The organism is Salinirubellus salinus (assembly GCF_025231485.1).
GTDB lineage: Archaea > Halobacteriota > Halobacteria > Halobacteriales > Haloarculaceae > Salinirubellus > Salinirubellus salinus.
The window spans coordinates 1,227,176-1,243,483 of the sequence record NZ_CP104003.1 but is presented as its reverse complement, the minus strand read 5'-3'; the positions used below and the strand labels follow the sequence as shown (position 1 = coordinate 1,243,483).

Sequence of the window (16,308 nt, the reverse complement as noted above, 5' to 3'; positions counted from 1 at the left end):
CCCCGCCTTTCTTTAAGTAGCTTGTGTCGATTCGGAAAGTGTCTCACTGGGGTGATGGTGGCCACCCCAAGTTAAGTACGACAATCTCCTACCCCCGCGTGAGTGACCGGCGCACACAGTGGTACGGCGGTAGTCGTCAAGCGTGTCGACTCGGGGGAGGCCGACACGGGAGAGTTCCGCGACCTCGCGCGAGCGGCCGGATACGACGTGGTCTCGCAGGTGACGCAGACCCGCAAGGAGGACCCGGCCTACTGCATCGGCGAGGGGAAGGTCGCGGAGCTCGCGCAGGTCGTCGAGGCCCTGGAGGCCGACACGGTCCTGTTCGACAACAGCCTCGGCCCCTACCAGACGTTCAACCTCGGGACCGAACTCCCGGACCACGTCCAGGTGCTGGACCGGTTCCGCCTCATCCTCGAGATATTCGGTCAGCGCGCCCGGACGAAGAAAGCGCAGTTACAGGTCGAGCTCGCAACGCTGCGCTACGAACTGCCGCGCGTCGAGGCCAAGACCTCGCTCGCCAAGCGCGACGAGCGCCCCGGATTCATGGGGCTGGGCGAGTACGACGAGTCCCGCGAGCAGGACATCAAGAAGCGCATCTCGCGCATCCGTGACGAACTGGAGACCATCGAGGAGACGGACGAACACCGGCGCGAACAGCGCCGCGAGTCCGGGTTCGACCTCGTGGCGCTGGCGGGCTACACCAACGCGGGCAAGTCGACGCTGTTGCGCCGTCTCGCCCGCGACCTCGACGTCGACGAGAACGAGGACCGCCACCCCGACCTCGACACCACCGCCGAGAGCGAGGACCGCCTGTTCACCACGCTCGGGACGACGACCCGCCGGATGGACATGGACTCGCGGAACGTCCTGCTCACCGACACGGTCGGGTTCGTCTCGAACCTCCCGCACTGGCTGGTCGAGTCGTTCAAGTCCACGCTCTCGGAGGTGTACCGGGCGGACCTCGTCCTCCTCGTGGTGGACGTCTCCGACCCCATCGACGAGATACACGAGAAACTCGTCACCTCGCACGACACGCTCTACGAGCGCAACGAGGCGCCCATCGTCACCGTGCTGAACAAGGTCGACAAGGTGGACGAGGCGGAGCTGGCCGAGAAGCGCCGTGCGCTCTCGACGCTCGCGCCCAACCCCGTCGCCGTCAGCGGGATGGAGGACCTCAACGTCGAGAGCCTGAAAGCCCGTATCGACACCGAACTCCCGCCCTACGAACACGAGCGCCTCGTGGTGCCGATGACCGACGACACGATGAGTTTCGTCTCGTGGGTCCACGACCACGCCCGCGTGGAGGAAGTGGACTACGGCGAGCAGGTGGTGCTGGAGTTCGAGGCCCGGCCGGCCGTCGTCGAGCGGGCGCGAGCGAAGGCGGGCGAACTGGCCCAGCCGGCCTGATTCGAGTCTACTCCAGCGCCCGCTTTTCCTTCGTCACCACCCGCACGCCGTCGATGTGTGTGCCGGGGTACTGTCCGTCCGCGTCCTTCTCGGCCGCCTTCACCATGTCCCAGACCGTGTTCAGCCCAGTCGTCACGCCCTCCAGCGCCTCCATCTCGCACCCGGTCTTGCCGGTCGTCCCCACCGTCACGCGGAGCGTCACGCTCTCGTCGTCCACCTCGAACTCGGTGTCGACGTTCGTCACGGGTATCTGGTGACACATCGGGATGGTCTCCCACGTGTGTTTGACCGCCTGCACCGCGCCGATGCGGGCCGTGGCGAGCACGTCGCCCTTCGACACCTCGTTCTCGCGGATGGCCGCGACGGTCGACGCCGAGAGGTGGATGGTCCCCTCGGCGACGGCCCGGCGCTCGGTGTCGGGCTTGGCACCCACGTCGACCATCTGCACGTCGCCGGACTCGTCGACGTGGGTCAGGTCGTCGTCGCCAGTCGTCTCGTCTCCACCGCTCATTCGACTCCCTCCGGTTCCAGCGCCACGGGCATCGCGTCCACGAGGTCCGTCGCCAGCAGGCCGTTCCCGCGTGGGGGGTCGCCCGCCTCGCCGGCGACGACGAGGTCACCGGCGCGGCCGTTGGCGTAGGCGGCCACGCAGGCCGCGTCGTGCGGGTGGAGGACGGACGCGAGCGCGGCCGTGACGCCCGCGAGGACGTCGCCGGTCCCGCCGACGGTCATCGCCGCGTTGCCGGTCCGCGAGACGCGGGTCCGCTCGCCGTCGCTCACCACGTCGTAGACGCCCTTCACGAGGAGCGAGTGCCCGAGGTCGGCCGCGAACGACTCGACCAGTCCGGCGCGCTCCTGCCAGTCGTCGCTCGTCTCACCGCCCATCTTCCGGAGTTCGCCCTGGTGTGGCGTACAGACCAGCGTCGCCTCGGTGTCCACCTCGGGGACGACCTGCAGCGCGTCGGCATCGACGACGGCCGTCCCCTCGTACGACTCGAGGAACGTCTCCACCGCCGCCAGCGTCTCCTCGTGGTCGCCGAGTCCCGGCCCGAACACGACGGTGTCGTGGCCCTCGGCCGCCGCGAGGAGTCGGGGGACGTGTCCCGAGACGAGGTGGTCGCCGGCGAACGGCCGCAGGATGAGGTTCTCGCTGTACCCCTGGACCTCGCGGGCGACGCCCTCAGGGCAGGCGACGCGGACGAGGTCCGCACCCGCCCGCAGCGCCGCCTGCGCCGAGAGCGCCGGCGCACCGGTGTACGGGCCGCCCCCGACGACGAGCACCTCGCCGTTGACGCCCTTGTGGCTGTGCGGGTCGCGTTCCACGCGCAGGAGATCGCCGTTCCCGACGAACCGCTCGGCCGCCTCGGGGATGCCGATGTCGGCGACGGTCACCTCGCAGTCCAGGTGCGAGAGTCCGGGCTTGTCGTCGTGGAACGTGACGACGTGGTCGGCGTCGACGGCCGGACCGGCGGCCTCGCCCGTGTCGGCGTCGACGCCCGAGGGCACGTCGACGGAGAGCACGGGCGCGTCGGCGTCGTTCGTCGCGAGTGCGGCGCTCCGCTCGGGTTCGCGGAGCTCACCGGTCACGCCCGTCCCGAGCATCGCGTCGACGACCAGAGCCGGGGTCCCGAGGTCGAGGTCGGCCGAGTCACGCACCTCGCGGGTGTCGTACTCGGCCTCGCGGAGGGCGTCCCAGTTCTCGCGCGCGATACGGGTGGTGATGGTCTCGGCCCGGCCCAGCAGCGAGACGGTCACGTCGTACTCGTCGAGGAAGCGGGCGGCGACCATCGCGTCCCCGCCGTTGTTACCGCGGCCACAGACCACCGCTACCGTGGCACCGGGGTCGACGTGGTCGCGGACGGCGCGGGCGACGGCGTTCCCGGAGGACTCCATCAACTGCTTGCGCGGGACACCGAGCGCGGCGGCGTTGGCGTCCACCACGGCCATCTCGTCTGCCGTAATCATGGCCGGGGGTTCGACGCCCCCGGCGTTAAGATTGCGGGCGGGCGAGGGCGGTGCTTCCGCCGACCCCGCTTCAGTACCTGATCTCGAACCCGGTGAGCCCTTCCGGTGGCTCGTCCTCCGTCCCCACGTCGGCTACCCGTGCGCGCCTCGGACCGTCGTGACACCACGCGACCATCGACTCGACGGCCTCGGGGTCGCCCTCGAACACGGCCTCCACGCGCCCGTCCTCGAGGTTACGGACCCAGCCGTCGACGCCGCGTTCGCGGGCCGCCTCACGCGTGCTCGCCCGGTAGGTGACACCCTGTACGCGCCCGCTGACGAAGGCGTGGACCCGCCGCCGGTCGCTCGCGTCCTCGCTCATGGGTGGCTGTGTGGGCCGCCAGCGTCAAAAGCCGGCGGGTGGGCGCGCCCGAAGGTACATCCCTCCGGCCGTCCCAGCAGCGGCAGTGGAGCCAGTTCCCACGCTGCCGACGCTGGAGGAGGTGGGCCGCGAGGCGTTCACGGGCAACGTCTGGATCGTGGAACTGCTGGACGCCGACCCGCTCCGGTTCGCCGTCGAGGACGGCCGACTCGTCTTCGCCGACGGACACCGGCGCTTCGACGGCGACGCCCCGCCGCGCTACCGGGCGTCGGTCCGAGCGGTGCGGGAGGGGTTCGACCTCGGCGCGTTATTCGAGGCGGCCGACGACCCGACTGCCTACACCTTCGTCTGCGACGCTACCGTCCACCGGCACCTGCCGTACGACTGGGAGCGTCTGCCGGCCGTGGTGGGCGTCGAGGTCCACGACGCGGCCGTGGACCGGTGGCTCTCGCCGGACGCCGCGGTGCGCGTCTACGACCGGCTCGGCCTCGCGACGCCACACGCGTTCGAGCGAGAACTCCCCGCGCGACACTTCTACCCGGACCGGTACGACACGCCCGCATCGGCGTGGTACGACGGCCCGCCGGCCGGTATCCTCGTCCGGGACAAGAACGGGACCCGCGCCGTCCGGTACCACCCCGAGTTCGACCCGGAGGCACCGGTGGCGACGGACCGGCGTGACCCGGAGACGCTGGTCGCCGAGTACGTCACCGAGGCGCGTATCGTCCGCGTCGCGTCGGTGCTCCAGGGTGACGACCCGGGGTTCGAGGCGCTGTTCGACCGGGTGCTGGACGCGGTGTTCCGCGAGACACCCGCCGTGGTCGACGAGGCCGACCGGCGAGCGTTCCGCTCGGCGGCCGCCGAGCGCGTCCGGCGCTGGCAGGGGTGACGCTGGTTCGGGTCACATCTGCGGGAGGAGACCGGCCGCGCGAGCCGCGAACGCCGCGGCGACGACCACCCAGACCCCGGCGATGAGCGGGTCGTCCAGCGTGTAGAAGTAGGCGGCCAGTGCGACGAACGCGGCGGCGAGGCCGCCGTCGACGAGGACGGTTCGGTCCATCGTCACTCACCTCCCGTCCGGAGGTAGAAGAAGACGTAGGTCTGCGCGTAGCCGGCGTACTCGCCGCCGAAGCGGTCCCGGATGGCCCGCGAGGTGGCCGCGTAGTTCCCCTTCTCGCAGTCCGGGTAGTACTCCGCGATGGCGGTCTGGATCCACGTGTCGAGGGGGACGGCCTCGAGGAAGTCGAGTGCGAACAGCAGGACGCAGTCGGCCACCTTGTCCCCGACGCCGACGAACCGCGTGAGGGACTCGCGGGCCTCCTCGTAGGGGAGGCCGATGGCCTCGTCCGGGTGGGCCTCGCCGTCGGCCACCATCTCGGCGGTGCGTTTCACGTACGGCGCGCGGTAGCCGAGCGACAGGTCGCGGAGGTCCGCTTCGGTGGCGGCGGCCAGCTGTTCGGGCGTCGGGAAGGCGTGGTAGGTCCGGCCGTCGACGGTCACGCGGTCCCCGTACTCGCGTGCGAGGCGCATCTGCATCCCGTGGATGCGTTCGACCCGCATCTGGGCCGAGCAGATGAACGATATCAGCGAGCCGAAGGAGGGGTCGCGCACGAGACGCATCCCGCGGTAGCGCTCGAACGCCCGGTCGAGGAGCGGGAGTCTCGGCGTCGCCTCGACGATGGCGTCGAGGTCGTCGTCCAGTCGGAGGAGCCGTTCGAGGTGGTCGGGCGCCTCGGGCGTCGTCGAGGTCCAGTGGAGTCGTTCACCGTCCCAGCGAGTGCGCAGGAGTTCCGGTTCGTTCGTCGCCGTCTCCGTCGCCGGCAGGACGGTGTGGTACCAGTGGTCACCACCCCACGCGAGTCCGTCCTCGTACATCGCGTCGTCCGCGCGGTCCCAGAGGTACGTCTGGCCGCTCTCGACGGTCGCTTGCAGGTCGAACCCCCCCGGAATCTCCGCGCCGGGGACGTGCCCCTCGTGCATACCCCGACCTCCGGGTGGGGTGCGCTTTCACCTTTCGTCTCCGCGTCGGCGTGCGCCGGCCGAACACTCTTGTCGCTGGCGTGCCATATGTTCACAATATGGATTGTCGAGTGGTCGTCGAGGCGGCGGTTCCGGTCTACGACGTCGGGAACACGGACGAGGCGGTCCGCATCGCCATCTCGAAGACCGGCGAGATGCTCAACCCGGACCTGAACTACGTGGAGATCGAGATGGGCACCCGGGCGTGCCCGGACTGTGACGAGTCGCTGCCCCCCGCGTTCGTCGCCGCGGACGAGGCGCTGGTCGCGCTGGAGCTCGAGATGACCGTCTTCAACGTCGAGGGTGAGCGTCACGCCTCGCGCATCACGCGCAAGGAGGTCGGCCAGCGACTCGACGACATCCCGCTCAAGGTGCTGGAGGTCTCGCCGGTCGACGAGGAGACCGACGACGAGCCGCCGGAACCGCAATCCCCCACGGAGCAGGGAGAGTCCGGAACGGGTGCGGACACGGGCGCGGCCGTCGATGCGGACGAACGCGCGGGCGAGGAGTCGACAGACGGTGACGGAGACGAGGGTGTCCTGCCGGAGTTCGAGGAACTGCTCGAGGACCGATAGCGGGGGCTGGTCGGGTAGCGAGCCGCAGAACCGTCGTGGTCGTTCGTTCAGTCGGCGGAGGCGGGGACCTTCCGCTCGGTCTCCGCTGCCTGCATCTCGCTAGTCAGGCCGTCTGCGAGTGCAAAAACAGCCGCCTTGTGGTCGGTCTTCGACTTGTGGATCGATGTCGGGCGGACCCCGAGCGCCTCGTACTCGTCGTGTTCCAGTTCCGTTCCAATCGACTTCTCGTAGTGGCCGTGTACCTCCGCAAGCAGGCCGTGAAGATGGATGAGCTCCTGCTTCTTCATAGTCGAACTCCCGTAACGGTCCCTCGCTTATAGTATTACTCTGAGCCACGTTAACAGGGGGCGGCGCGAGGGGGCCTGTGAGGGCCGTTACCACGATTCTCGGCGTTCGAGACTGTCACCCCCGGAAGGGTTTTAGTGGACCGGGACCGGACCGCCGACCATGGACTACGACGACAGCCTCGAACGGGCCATGGAGAACACGCCCGACGTCGCGGGGAGCGGCGAGCGGTTCCAGCTCCCGGACCCGGACGTGCGACAGGAGGGGAACGTCACGGTCTTCGAGAACTTCCCGGCCGTGGTGGACCGACTCGACCGGGACCGCGACCACGTGATGCGCTACGTCCAGACCGAACTCGGGACCAGCGCGTCCATCGACGACAGGGGCCGCCTGCGGCTGACCGGCGAGTTCCGCGCCGCTCGGCTCGGGACGGCGCTCCAGGAGTACGCCGAGGCGTACGTGCTCTGCCCGGAGTGCGGACTGCCCGACACCACGCTCGAGAAGGAACACGGCACCGAGGTACGCCAGTGCAGCGCCTGTGGTGCCCGGTCGGCGACCGGGAACTAGAACTCCTTCATCGTCCGCAGGTCGTGTTCGGTCCGGGCGAACTCCGAGAGCCGTCTGGAGGCGTGACAGCCCGGACAGTGGAACGTACGGGCTGGGTCCGGGAGGTCGCTCGGGGACTTCTCCCAGTGTTTACCGCACTCCGGACACAGTAATCTGACGTACGTCTCCTCCATGGGTTCCGGGGACGCACGAGAGGGTGAAAAAGGTTGGCACACTCACACCCGTGGCGGGCCTACGCCGTCGGGACGTCAGCCGCCTCGAGCAGCTCCTTGTACCGGTTGCGGATGGTGACCTCGCTGATGTTGGCCACGTCGCTGACCTGGCTCTGGGTCACCTTCTGGTTGGTGAGCAGGGCGGCCGCGTAGATGGCGGCGGCGGCGATGCCGACCGGCGACTTGCCCGAGAGGATGCCCGCCTCGCGGGCCGACCGGACGAGGTCGCGGGCGCGGCGCTCTGCCTCCTCGGTGAGTTCGAGGTCGCTGGCGAACCGAGGGATGTAGCTCTCCGGGTCCGCGGGCTTGACCTCCAGCCCGAGCTCCCGGATGACGTACCGGTACGTGCGCGTGAGCTCCATCTTGTCGACGCGGGAGACCATCTCCACCTCGTCGAGCGAGCGGGGGACGCCGGCCTGCCGGGCGGCGGCGTACACCGCTGCCGTGGCGACTCCCTCGATGGAGCGCCCCGGCAGGAGGTCGTCGGCGAGCGCACGCCGGTAGATGACCGACGCGGTCTCGCGGACGTTCTCCGGGAGCCCCAGCGCGCTCGACATCCGGTCGATTTCGCCGAGCGCCTGCTTGAGGTTGCGCTCCTTGGAGTCGCGGGTGCGGAACCGCTCGTTCCAGGTGCGGAGCCGCTGCATCTTCTGGCGCTGGCGGGAGTTCAGGGAGTTGCCGTAGGCGTCCTTGTCCTGCCAGCCGATGTTCGTCGACAGCCCCTTGTCGTGCATCATGTTCGTGGTCGGGGCGCCGACGCGGGACTTCTGGTCCTTCTCGCCGGGGTTGAACGCCCGCCACTCGGGGCCGCGGTCGATCTCGTCCTCCTCGACGACCAGTCCACACTCGGTGCAGACCGTCTCGCCGTGCTCGGTGTCGCTGGCCAGTCGGCCGCCACACTCCGGACAGAGGTGCTCCTGTTCGGACTCGTCGACGGTGGGCCGCTCCGTCTCGGTCTCCGATACCCCTTCCTCGGTGTACGTTCGTATCGTGGTGTCGCTCATGGTGGGTGTGAGAGAGCCGTCCCTGCGAGGTCGCGTTGACCGAAAGAATCCGGGGAGAGCTCCTTACCAGTTGTAAGTGCGTAAAGTATTTAAACGTTTCGCCGGGGGGTGCCTCTCCCGAACGACCGTGAACAACCGTGAGGGGCGTCTCGACGCCGTTCTAGTGTGACACTGCTCACCACGCCAAGAGGTGGGTCATCGAGATGAATCTCGGATGGGGCTACTTAACCGCTGTGGTGCTGTCGACTCAGTACCGTCGGGCCAGCAGCGCCAGCGCGACGACGGCGAGCAGCGCGGCCACGAGGCCGAAGCCGGCACCGTCACCGCTGGAGCCGTCGGGCGTCGACGGGTCCGGGTCTTCGTCGGCCATCGTCTCGGTGGCCGTCGGACTGTCCACCTCCGTGTCGCCCAGTTCGACGGTGACCTCGGCGGCGGCGACCACGATGGAACCCGCCGTCGAGTCGGCGGGGGCGTTCACGTAGGGGCCGTCGGCCTGCCCGTTCGAGGCGACGAAGTCGTAGACGCGGTCGCCGTCGGTGTCCCGGTGGGGCATCGCGACGAGCGTGGAGTCGTCGTCGATGGGTTGGGGGAGCGTCACGGTGACGTTCTCGTGGACGCCCGCGGTCAGGTACGGGGTCGAGCCACGCACGCTGGCGAGGACGTCCTCGCCGCCCTCCTCGAGCGTCGCGTCGCGGACGATGACGAAGCCGCCGTCTGCTACGTACACCTCGTCGACGACGGTGGTCCCGCCGGGGGACTGGTTCGTGATGGTGACGTTCGCCGGGTGGGCGAGCGAGGCGGTCTCCGTCGTCGCCGCGTCGGCGACGGCTACGGAGTCGACGGCCGTCTCGGCCGGCGTCGGGGTCGTGGCACCTGCCACGTCCGCCATCGGCGCGAACGCCAAGAGGAGTGCGAAGAGTGCGACGGTCAGTGTCCTGTGCACACGGCTCGGTTCGAGACTCGGCACAAACCGATTCTCCGAACTGCCGCCCCGCTCCCACCCAACTTCATCCCGACACCGGCCCGTAACGAGAGGTGAGCCTCGGCTGGTCGGCGAGTGCGACAGGGGAGCGAGAGGGACGAGTCGAGCGGGGCGGTGGTCAGTCCCAGGTTATCCAGGTGAGGAACGCGAGGGCGCCGAACTCGAGCGCCCGGAAGGCGGCCATCGCGACCTGTGCGGGTGGCGGGACGAGGTCGGGGTCGGCGACCCACGCAGAGATGGTCGGGTCGAGCACGAACAGGTACGCCCCGAGTAGGTTCTCGCCGAGGAGGAGGACGGCGAACAGGAGGAGCCCCAGCGAGTGTTTCGAGCGCAGGTCGAGCCAGTTGCGTCCCCAGACGTACGCCAGCCCGAGGAGGACGGCGGCGTTGAGTAGCGTCAGGACCCGCACGGCGTCGACGAGGACCGAACTCATTCGTTACGGAGTTGAGTCGTATCGGTCATATACGCTTTCCCAAATTCCCCCATACTCGTCCGTCGCCTCAGAGCGCGTTCTCGAGTATCTGCTCGACGGTGTCCCAGTGCTGTCTGACCCGCTGGGTCGGGAGGTAGACGGCGCCGTAGTCGTCCCCGGAATCACGGACGACGTCGTTCTCGGCGAGGACGTCCAAGTGGTGGCGGATGGTCTTGTAGTCGAGGTCGAGGTCCTCGGCCAGCTGGTTCGCGTTTCGCGGTCGCTCGTCGAGCGCCCGGAGGATGCGCGCACGGTTCTTCCCTCCGCGCGTCCCCGTCAACACGTACCAGAGGGCCGCCTCCATCTACGCCTGCCGTCTCACCCCCGATACGTAAGCACGTCGGACGGGTACGACACCGTCGGCTCCGGAACTGTCACACCTGACTTCCTGTGCGACAACGGCTAAGTTCCGTCGTGTCGAAGCGCCGAACGCTCATGGAACTGACCTGGCACGGCCACTCCACCTGGCACGTGGAAGTCGGCGACACGACGCTGCTCATCGACCCGTTCTTCGGCAACCCCCACACGAGCGTGGAGCCCTCGGACGTGGGGCCGGTGGACTACGTCCTCCTGACCCACGGCCACGAGGACCACATCGCTCACGCCGGCGAGTTCTCGGACGCGACGCTCGTCACCACCCCCGAGCTCTCCGGGTACGTCACCGAGAACATGGGGTTCGAGAACACCATCCCGGCCGGCGGGATGAACTACGGCGGCACCGTCGAGTGTGGCGACGCCTTCGTCACGATGGTCCGGGCCGACCACACCAACGGCATCATGACGGGCTACGAGTTCTCCGGCGGCCCGCCGGGTGGGTTCGTCGTCTCGGACAAGAAGCCCACGCAGGAGTCCGACCCCGACGCCACGACGTTCTACCACGCCGGTGACACCAGCCTGATGGTCGAGATGCGCGAGGTCATCGGGCCGTACCTCGAGCCCGACGCCGCCGCGCTGCCCATCGGCGACCACTTCACGATGGGTCCGGTGCAGGCCGCCATCGCCGTCGACTGGCTGGACGTGGACGTCGCGTTCCCGATGCACTACGACACGTTCCCACCCATCGAGGTGGACACGGACGACTTCGTCAGGGAGACGAAGGCCACCGGGAGCGACGCCGAGGTCGTCGTCCTCGAGGGCGACGAGTCGTACACGCTCGACGGCGACGCGTACTGACCGGCGACCGTCGCGGACCGACGTCCGTCACCGACCCTGCTACCTTTTTTATCGTGGCGCGAGACGGTACGCCTGCAATGGCAGACATCGAATCTCACACGGTCAACGAGGAGAAGTACTACGCCTCCAGCCGCGTCGGCGACTTCGAACTCAGCATCGACGCCACCGGTGCCGAGGGACCGATGCCGACCGAGGTACTGCTGGCTGACTACGCCTCCTGTTACACCTTCGCGTTCCGCGCCGGCGCCGCCCGCGAACACGACCTCGACCTCGGCCGCATCGAGACCGAGGCCAGCGCGGACCTCGACGAGGACGACGACATCGTCGACGGCTCCGTCGCGTTCACCGTCCACGTCGAGGACGAACTCGACGACGAACAGGTCGAGGCACTGATCGAACTCGGCGAGGAGATCTGCCACGTCCACGCCGCCGTCCACGAGGGCACCCACGCCGACATCGACGTCGTCCCGGACGCGTTCTGAGCGGCACTCGCCCGGACGTACCGACCGACCCCCGGCTGACACCTCCTCCCGTCTCGTTCCCCGGTAGCTCCCGGCAGAACGCTTAGGTCCGTGTGTCAACCTCACGCAGTATGGCGCAGCCAGCCGCCCGGACGGCAGGGCCCGGCGGGACGACGCCGGACGGCTACCGGTGGCTGGTGCTGGCGATGGTGTTCCTCGTCCACGGGACGGCTATCGGCCTCGTCTGGCAGGCCATCCCGCCCCTGAAGGCCGTCCTAGCCAACGACGTGGGGACCACGGCCAGCACGGTCGTCCTCGTGTTCGCGGCCATCAACTTCACGCTCCTGCTGTTCCAGCTCCCGGGCGGCCTGCTCGGCGACCGCTTCGCGCTCCGCTACGTCGTCGGGGTCGGTGCGGTCCTGACGGGCGTCGCCACGGCGGCGCGCGGCCTCTTCCCCGACCTCGTCGGCCTCCTCGCCACGAGCGTCCTCGCGGGGGTCGGGATGTCGCTGGTCAACCCGAACCTCGTCAAGATCGTCACGGAGTGGTTCGCCGCCGAGGAGCTCGGCCTCGCGCAGGGCGTGACCATCGCGGGCAACACCGTCGGGTCGGGGCTGGCGGGGTCGCTCTCTGCCGGGGCGCTCCTCGTCGCGCTCGGCTCGTGGGAGCGGGTGTTCCTCGCCTACGGCGTGCTGACCGCCGGGCTGGGCGTCGCGTGGCTCCTGCTCGTGCGGTCGCCGTCGCGCCACGAGACGCCCGAGTACGCCCACGACGAGATGGCCACCCTGCTCCACGAGGGCGAGTCGGCCCGCGACGCGCTGAAGGGGGTGTTCGGTGCCCGTTCGACCCTGCCGGCGGTGGCGCTCACCGCCGTCGCGTTCTGGGCCATCCTCGGCTCGCTCGGCGTGCTGCCCGAGTACGCCGATGCCCAGCCGTTCGCCGTGAGCGAGGTGTTCCTCGGGACGCCGCTGTTCGTGGCCACGTTCGGCGCGCTCTCGCTCCCCCTGCTCGCCGGCCGGATCGGGCAGTCTGGCGTGTTCTACCTCTCCGCGACGGGGCTGGCGAGCGGCATCGTCCTCACCGGACTGGCCGGGTCGCTCCCGACCTTCCTCGCGGGGATGGTCGTCGCCGGCTACTTCGGCGGCGGGATGCTGGCGATGATCTACCTCCTGCCGGGCCACCTCCGGGACATCGGTCCGGCCCGCGCGGGGACGATGTCCGGCGTCCTGCTCTCGCTCGGGATGCTCGGAGGGACGGTGGGGCCGATCGTGGGTGCGACCGTCCTCGAGTCGACCGGCCTGTTCGAGTCGGCCCTGCTCGTCGCCCTGCCGCTCGTCGTCGTGCTCCCGTGCACCTACCGGCTCCGTCTCGACGACGACACGCCGGTGCCGTCGCCGGCCGGGACCGCGGGGACGGACGGCCGAGCCGACTGAGCCGGCGCGACCTGTTCCCCCTGCCGGGACCCGCACGTTCTTCCGGCTCATGGCCGTCCTCTAGGTATGCGCAACGTCGACGCCGCCGGTCTGGGAATCGGGGACGACTACCCCACCCGCATCATGGGCGTCCTCAACGTCTCGAAGGAGTCACCGTACAAGCCGAGCGTCTTCGACGACCACGGCGAGGCCGCCGAGTACGTCGACGAGCGGCTCGTCGGCGAGGGGGCCGACATCGTCGACGTGGGGCTGGAGTCGGCGAACAAGAAGTTCGAGGTGCTCTCGGCCGAGGGAGAGCTCGACCGCCTCCAGACAGCCATCGACACCATCGAGTCCGTCTCGGGAGACGCCGTCTTCTCCATCGAGACCCGCTACCACGAGGTCGCCGAGGCCGCCCTCGACAACGGCTTCGACATGGTCAACGACATCTGCGGGTTCGCGGACCCGGAGATGCCGCGGGTGTGCGAGGAGCGAGACGTGGCGGTCGCGAAGATGGCCTCGCCGCCGGACCTCGAACGGCCCGGCGCCGTCGAGAAGCCCGACGATATCTACGACGCCCTCGCGCTGAACGGTCTCACGGACAAGACCATCGTGGACCCCGCGTTCGGTGGCTGGTCCGAGGCGAAGACGTTGGAGGACGACCGCGAGACGTTCCGCCGCCTCCGGGAGTTCCGGGGCTACGGTCGGCCCATCCTCGTCTCCATCAACCGCAAGAACTTCCTCCGTGACCTCGCCGGCCGCGACACCGAGGGGGCGCTGCCCGTCTCCCTGGCGGCGACGGCGATGGCCATCGAGCGCGGCGCCCACGTCGTCCGGACCCACGACGTGGCCGAGACGCGTGACGCCGCTATCGTCGGCGACGCGTTCACGCCCGGCCGGTTCGCGGACGGCGAGGCCGGTGTCGAGGAACTCGACGTGACGACGCCGCGCGAGGTGGGGCGTCACCTCGACCGACTCGGTGCCGACGGCGCCCACGCCGACCGGGCCGTCGTCCGTACGTTCGAGTTGACGGGGCTCGAAGCCGGCGACGACGAGGTGCTCGGCCCGGTCCTCGGCCCGGCCGCCGGGTTCGCCCCCGCGGCGGACGGGAGCGGGGGCCTGCTCTACGGCACGCCCGCGGCGCTCGAGGCGGCCGCCGACGAGGTGACCCGTGACCACGGCTCGGCCAGCCTCCGCGACGCACTCCTCGCCGTCCGGTCGGCGCTGTGACCTCCGCGTCTGCCGTTCGTCGGACGGTTACGGCCTTCGTGACGGGAAAACTTATACCGAATCCGGGACAACCGTCGGCTGGAAGCCGGAAGGACACACCGGGTAGGGGTACTTGGTGGCCTTCCGGCCCGTTTCAAGCCCTCTAGCGATGCGCTTCTCCACCTGGCGCCCGGCCTACGACGCCATCCTCGACGACTTCGGGTACGACGCCGGCGGCGACGAGGCGGCCCGCGACGAACTCGCGGCCATCGTCCGCCCGTTCGACCACTCGCGGCTCGACTTCACCGGTGAGACGGTGGCCGTCGCCGGCGGGGCGCCGACGCTCGACGACGAACTCGACGCCGTCCGCGAAGCCGACAGCGTCGTGGCCGCCAGCGTCGCCGCCGACGCCTGTCTCGACGCCGGCCTCTCGGTGGACGTGATGGTGACCGACCTCGACAAGAACCCCGAGACTGCCCGCCGACTCACCGACGAGGGGGTCCCCGTGGCGGCCCACGCTCACGGCGACAACCGCGAGGCCGTTCGGGCGGTCGTCCCGACGTTCGACCTCGCACACACGTTGGGGACGACGCAGGCCGAACCTCGTGGTCCGGTCGAGAACTTCGGCGGTTTCACCGACGGCGACCGGGGTGCGTTCCTCGCCGACCAGTTCGGCGCCGAGCGCCTCGTCTTCCCCGGCTGGGACTTCGACGACCTGACCGTCGACCCGGCGAAGGCCCGGAAGCTCGCGTGGGCCGAGCGCCTGCTCCGGTGGCTCGAACACCGGCGCGGCGAACGGTTCGCGGTCCTCGACGGCCGACGCGACGGCATCGTCCTGCCGTGGCTCGACGGGTAGGTCGCGGCGAGGTTCGCCGTGCTCCGACACGGTAAAAACGGGAGGCGCCGACGCTCCGGCACGGATGGGAGGCCACGGCGAGGGCACGACGGAGGACGGGACGGCCAGCGGCGACGCCGGCTACGACGTCCGGACCGTCGCCATCGCGGTGACGGCGGGCGTCTTCCTCGGTGGCGTCGCCACCGGTGTCGCGTTCCCGACCCTCCCGCTGCTGGACCGCGTGCTCGGTATCTCGGCAGTGATGCTCGGCGTCATCCTCGCCGCGAACCGCATCGCACGCCTCCTGATGAACACGCCCGCCGGGGGCGTCATCGACAGCGTCGGCGCCCGCAAGCCGATGATCGCGGGACTGTTCGTGCAGGGACTCGCCCCCTTCGGGTACGTCGTCGGGCTCCAGACGCCCCCCATCGGCCTCGGGGCCTACCCCGTCGTCGGGAGCGTCTCCGCACCCGGGCTGGTGTTCGTCCTCGCACGGGCGTTCTGGGGTATCGGGAGTGCGTTCGTCTTCGTCGGGGCGTTCGCCGTCATCACGCACGTCACGGAGCGCGAGGACCGGGGTCGGTGGACGGGCTACATGCGTGCCGGGCAGTCGCTCGGGTTCCCGACGGGACTCGTGATGGGTGGGGTCCTCGCGGACCTCTTCGACATCCAGACGGCCTTCCTCACGGCCGGGACGCTCGCGATGTCCGCCGGCGTCGTCGGTCTGTTCGTCCTCCCCGACGTGACACCCTCCGGCACCGGCCGGACGCCGCTCCGACGGCTGCCCGCGCTCGTCCGGTCCGTCCCGGGCGTCCTCCCCATCGGCGTCGCGAACGGCGCCATCCGCCTCCTGTTCGGGGGCGTCCTCCTGACGACGGCGGTGAAGTACGCGGCCGTCCTCGGCCTCGAGTTCGACGCCCTGGGGGCGGCGGGCGTCACCGGCCTCGTGATGGGTGCCGGTGTCCTCGCGTCCTCGGCGGCGACCGTCGTCGCCGGCCGCGTCTCCGACCGACTGGACCGGCGCGAACTCGCCACGCTCCCCGCGTTCGGCGTCCTCGGCGCCGGCTTCGCCACCCTCGCCTCCGTCCCCAGCCTCGTCGGGATGTTCGGCGGTGTCCTGCTGGTCGGCGCTGGCGTCGGCGGGGCCGGCCCGGTGCTCCTGGCGGCGCTCGGCGACCGCTCGCCCGCCGGGACCGAGGGGAAGTTCGGCGGGGTCTACAACGTGTTCGGTGACGTGGGGCTCTCCGTCGGACCGCTCGTGGCGTTCCCCGCGGTCACCGCCGTCGGCTACGAGACCACCTACCTCGCCTGTGCCGCCGTCGCCGTCGCCTGTCTCCTGCTCGTCAACGCGACCCTCCTGCGATAGCCA

At 69.9% G+C, this 16,308-nt stretch carries 21 protein-coding genes; 10 read left to right on the top strand and 11 right to left on the bottom strand.

Features of this window, described 5'->3' with window-relative positions:
- The first annotated feature begins 102 nt into the window (after positions 1-102).
- Positions 103-1,407, top strand: a complete 1,305-nt coding sequence (hflX, locus tag N0B31_RS06905) for a GTPase HflX (RefSeq protein WP_260595132.1) — start codon at positions 103-105, stop codon at positions 1,405-1,407.
- A 7-nt stretch (positions 1,408-1,414) separates the two neighbouring features.
- Here the strand turns inward: hflX and moaC are convergent, their stop codons facing one another.
- The 3 genes from moaC to N0B31_RS06890 form a co-directional block, all read right to left on the bottom strand.
- Positions 1,415-1,918 carry a cyclic pyranopterin monophosphate synthase MoaC gene (gene moaC / locus N0B31_RS06900; RefSeq protein WP_260595131.1) on the bottom strand — a complete coding sequence of 168 codons (504 nt, stop codon included), beginning with the start codon at positions 1,916-1,918 and terminating at the stop codon, positions 1,415-1,417.
- Complete coding sequence (locus tag N0B31_RS06895) at positions 1,915-3,372, bottom strand: NAD(P)H-hydrate dehydratase (protein WP_260595130.1); 1,458 nt, start codon at positions 3,370-3,372, stop codon at positions 1,915-1,917. Before N0B31_RS06895 ends, moaC begins: the two co-directional genes overlap by 4 nt.
- A 70-nt stretch (positions 3,373-3,442) precedes the next feature.
- Positions 3,443-3,733 (bottom strand): acylphosphatase, encoded by a 291-nt coding sequence (locus N0B31_RS06890; protein ID WP_260595129.1) that lies wholly within the window; start codon positions 3,731-3,733, stop codon positions 3,443-3,445.
- Positions 3,734-3,818: 85 nt separating this feature from the next.
- On the opposite strand from N0B31_RS06890, the gene N0B31_RS06885 reads away from it, so the two are divergent.
- The gene (locus N0B31_RS06885; protein WP_260595128.1) at positions 3,819-4,622 is read left to right on the top strand and encodes a hypothetical protein; all 804 of its coding nucleotides are present in this window, start codon (positions 3,819-3,821) and stop codon (positions 4,620-4,622) included.
- Positions 4,623-4,634: 12 nt separating this feature from the next.
- On the opposite strand, the gene N0B31_RS06880 is transcribed toward N0B31_RS06885, so the two are convergent.
- Positions 4,635-4,793, bottom strand: coding sequence for a hypothetical protein (locus tag N0B31_RS06880; protein ID WP_260595127.1), 159 nt, complete (start codon positions 4,791-4,793; stop codon positions 4,635-4,637).
- A gap of 2 nt (positions 4,794-4,795) precedes the next feature.
- Positions 4,796-5,713, bottom strand: a complete 918-nt coding sequence (locus tag N0B31_RS06875; RefSeq protein WP_260595126.1) for a DNA-3-methyladenine glycosylase family protein — start codon at positions 5,711-5,713, stop codon at positions 4,796-4,798.
- A gap of 98 nt (positions 5,714-5,811) precedes the next feature.
- On the opposite strand from N0B31_RS06875, the gene N0B31_RS06870 reads away from it, so the two are divergent.
- On the top strand, positions 5,812-6,327 hold the full coding sequence (locus tag N0B31_RS06870) for a DUF555 domain-containing protein (RefSeq protein ID WP_260595125.1): 516 nt from the start codon (positions 5,812-5,814) through the stop codon (positions 6,325-6,327).
- A gap of 47 nt (positions 6,328-6,374) precedes the next feature.
- On the opposite strand, the gene N0B31_RS06865 is transcribed toward N0B31_RS06870, so the two are convergent.
- Complete coding sequence (locus N0B31_RS06865) at positions 6,375-6,614, bottom strand: UPF0058 family protein (RefSeq protein ID WP_260595124.1); 240 nt, start codon at positions 6,612-6,614, stop codon at positions 6,375-6,377.
- A gap of 160 nt (positions 6,615-6,774) precedes the next feature.
- On the opposite strand from N0B31_RS06865, the gene N0B31_RS06860 reads away from it, so the two are divergent.
- Positions 6,775-7,179, top strand: a complete 405-nt coding sequence (locus tag N0B31_RS06860) for a translation initiation factor IF-2 subunit beta (RefSeq protein WP_260595123.1) — start codon at positions 6,775-6,777, stop codon at positions 7,177-7,179.
- On the opposite strand, the gene N0B31_RS06855 is transcribed toward N0B31_RS06860, so the two are convergent.
- From N0B31_RS06855 to N0B31_RS06835, 5 genes are all read right to left on the bottom strand, one after another.
- Complete coding sequence (locus tag N0B31_RS06855) at positions 7,176-7,352, bottom strand: DUF7836 family putative zinc-binding protein (RefSeq protein ID WP_260595122.1); 177 nt, start codon at positions 7,350-7,352, stop codon at positions 7,176-7,178. The genes N0B31_RS06860 and N0B31_RS06855 overlap by 4 nt on opposite strands.
- A gap of 59 nt (positions 7,353-7,411) precedes the next feature.
- Positions 7,412-8,395, bottom strand: coding sequence for a transcription initiation factor IIB (locus tag N0B31_RS06850; RefSeq protein WP_260595121.1), 984 nt, complete (start codon positions 8,393-8,395; stop codon positions 7,412-7,414).
- A gap of 247 nt (positions 8,396-8,642) precedes the next feature.
- Positions 8,643-9,338, bottom strand: coding sequence for a DUF7282 domain-containing protein (locus N0B31_RS06845; RefSeq protein ID WP_260595120.1), 696 nt, complete (start codon positions 9,336-9,338; stop codon positions 8,643-8,645).
- 157 nt (positions 9,339-9,495) lie between these two features.
- Entirely contained in the window at positions 9,496-9,810 is a 315-nt protein-coding gene (locus tag N0B31_RS06840; RefSeq protein ID WP_260595119.1) for a DUF8036 family membrane protein, read from the bottom strand.
- 67 nt (positions 9,811-9,877) lie between these two features.
- Entirely contained in the window at positions 9,878-10,153 is a 276-nt protein-coding gene (locus N0B31_RS06835) for an ArsR/SmtB family transcription factor (RefSeq protein WP_260595118.1), read from the bottom strand.
- A gap of 131 nt (positions 10,154-10,284) precedes the next feature.
- Here N0B31_RS06835 and N0B31_RS06830 point away from each other — a divergent pair, with 131 nt between their 5' ends.
- The 6 genes from N0B31_RS06830 (at position 10,285) to N0B31_RS06805 (ending at position 16,305) form a co-directional block, all read left to right on the top strand.
- Positions 10,285-11,022 carry a metal-dependent hydrolase gene (locus N0B31_RS06830; RefSeq protein WP_260595117.1) on the top strand — a complete coding sequence of 246 codons (738 nt, stop codon included), beginning with the start codon at positions 10,285-10,287 and terminating at the stop codon, positions 11,020-11,022.
- Positions 11,023-11,099: 77 nt separating this feature from the next.
- Positions 11,100-11,504 carry an OsmC family protein gene (locus N0B31_RS06825; protein WP_260595116.1) on the top strand — a complete coding sequence of 135 codons (405 nt, stop codon included), beginning with the start codon at positions 11,100-11,102 and terminating at the stop codon, positions 11,502-11,504.
- 110 nt (positions 11,505-11,614) lie between these two features.
- On the top strand, positions 11,615-12,916 hold the full coding sequence (locus N0B31_RS06820; protein ID WP_260595115.1) for an MFS transporter: 1,302 nt from the start codon (positions 11,615-11,617) through the stop codon (positions 12,914-12,916).
- A 66-nt stretch (positions 12,917-12,982) separates the two neighbouring features.
- The gene (locus N0B31_RS06815) at positions 12,983-14,125 is read left to right on the top strand and encodes a dihydropteroate synthase (protein ID WP_260595114.1); all 1,143 of its coding nucleotides are present in this window, start codon (positions 12,983-12,985) and stop codon (positions 14,123-14,125) included.
- 148 nt (positions 14,126-14,273) lie between these two features.
- On the top strand, positions 14,274-14,960 hold the full coding sequence (locus N0B31_RS06810) for a 6-hydroxymethylpterin diphosphokinase MptE-like protein (protein ID WP_260595113.1): 687 nt from the start codon (positions 14,274-14,276) through the stop codon (positions 14,958-14,960).
- A 64-nt stretch (positions 14,961-15,024) separates the two neighbouring features.
- Positions 15,025-16,305, top strand: a complete 1,281-nt coding sequence (locus N0B31_RS06805) for an MFS transporter (protein ID WP_260595112.1) — start codon at positions 15,025-15,027, stop codon at positions 16,303-16,305.
- The last annotated feature ends 3 nt before the right edge of the window (positions 16,306-16,308 follow it).

What these genes read in the sequence shown, in the direction of transcription:
- moaC (WP_260595131.1), bottom strand. Translation starts at nt 1,918, where the DNA reads ATGAGCGGTGGAGACGAGACGACTGGCGACGACGACCTGACCCACGTC.
- N0B31_RS06895 (WP_260595130.1), bottom strand. Translation starts at nt 3,372, where the DNA reads ATGATTACGGCAGACGAGATGGCCGTGGTGGACGCCAACGCCGCCGCG.
- N0B31_RS06890 (WP_260595129.1), bottom strand. Translation starts at nt 3,733, where the DNA reads ATGAGCGAGGACGCGAGCGACCGGCGGCGGGTCCACGCCTTCGTCAGC.
- N0B31_RS06880 (WP_260595127.1), bottom strand. Translation starts at nt 4,793, where the DNA reads ATGGACCGAACCGTCCTCGTCGACGGCGGCCTCGCCGCCGCGTTCGTC.
- N0B31_RS06875 (WP_260595126.1), bottom strand. Translation starts at nt 5,713, where the DNA reads ATGCACGAGGGGCACGTCCCCGGCGCGGAGATTCCGGGGGGGTTCGAC.
- N0B31_RS06870 (WP_260595125.1), top strand. Translation starts at nt 5,812, where the DNA reads ATGGATTGTCGAGTGGTCGTCGAGGCGGCGGTTCCGGTCTACGACGTC.
- N0B31_RS06865 (WP_260595124.1), bottom strand. Translation starts at nt 6,614, where the DNA reads ATGAAGAAGCAGGAGCTCATCCATCTTCACGGCCTGCTTGCGGAGGTA.
- N0B31_RS06860 (WP_260595123.1), top strand. Translation starts at nt 6,775, where the DNA reads ATGGACTACGACGACAGCCTCGAACGGGCCATGGAGAACACGCCCGAC.
- N0B31_RS06855 (WP_260595122.1), bottom strand. Translation starts at nt 7,352, where the DNA reads ATGGAGGAGACGTACGTCAGATTACTGTGTCCGGAGTGCGGTAAACAC.
- N0B31_RS06850 (WP_260595121.1), bottom strand. Translation starts at nt 8,395, where the DNA reads ATGAGCGACACCACGATACGAACGTACACCGAGGAAGGGGTATCGGAG.
- N0B31_RS06840 (WP_260595119.1), bottom strand. Translation starts at nt 9,810, where the DNA reads ATGAGTTCGGTCCTCGTCGACGCCGTGCGGGTCCTGACGCTACTCAAC.
- N0B31_RS06835 (WP_260595118.1), bottom strand. Translation starts at nt 10,153, where the DNA reads ATGGAGGCGGCCCTCTGGTACGTGTTGACGGGGACGCGCGGAGGGAAG.
- N0B31_RS06830 (WP_260595117.1), top strand. Translation starts at nt 10,285, where the DNA reads ATGGAACTGACCTGGCACGGCCACTCCACCTGGCACGTGGAAGTCGGC.
- N0B31_RS06825 (WP_260595116.1), top strand. Translation starts at nt 11,100, where the DNA reads ATGGCAGACATCGAATCTCACACGGTCAACGAGGAGAAGTACTACGCC.
- N0B31_RS06820 (WP_260595115.1), top strand. Translation starts at nt 11,615, where the DNA reads ATGGCGCAGCCAGCCGCCCGGACGGCAGGGCCCGGCGGGACGACGCCG.
- N0B31_RS06815 (WP_260595114.1), top strand. Translation starts at nt 12,983, where the DNA reads ATGCGCAACGTCGACGCCGCCGGTCTGGGAATCGGGGACGACTACCCC.
- N0B31_RS06810 (WP_260595113.1), top strand. Translation starts at nt 14,274, where the DNA reads ATGCGCTTCTCCACCTGGCGCCCGGCCTACGACGCCATCCTCGACGAC.
- N0B31_RS06805 (WP_260595112.1), top strand. Translation starts at nt 15,025, where the DNA reads ATGGGAGGCCACGGCGAGGGCACGACGGAGGACGGGACGGCCAGCGGC.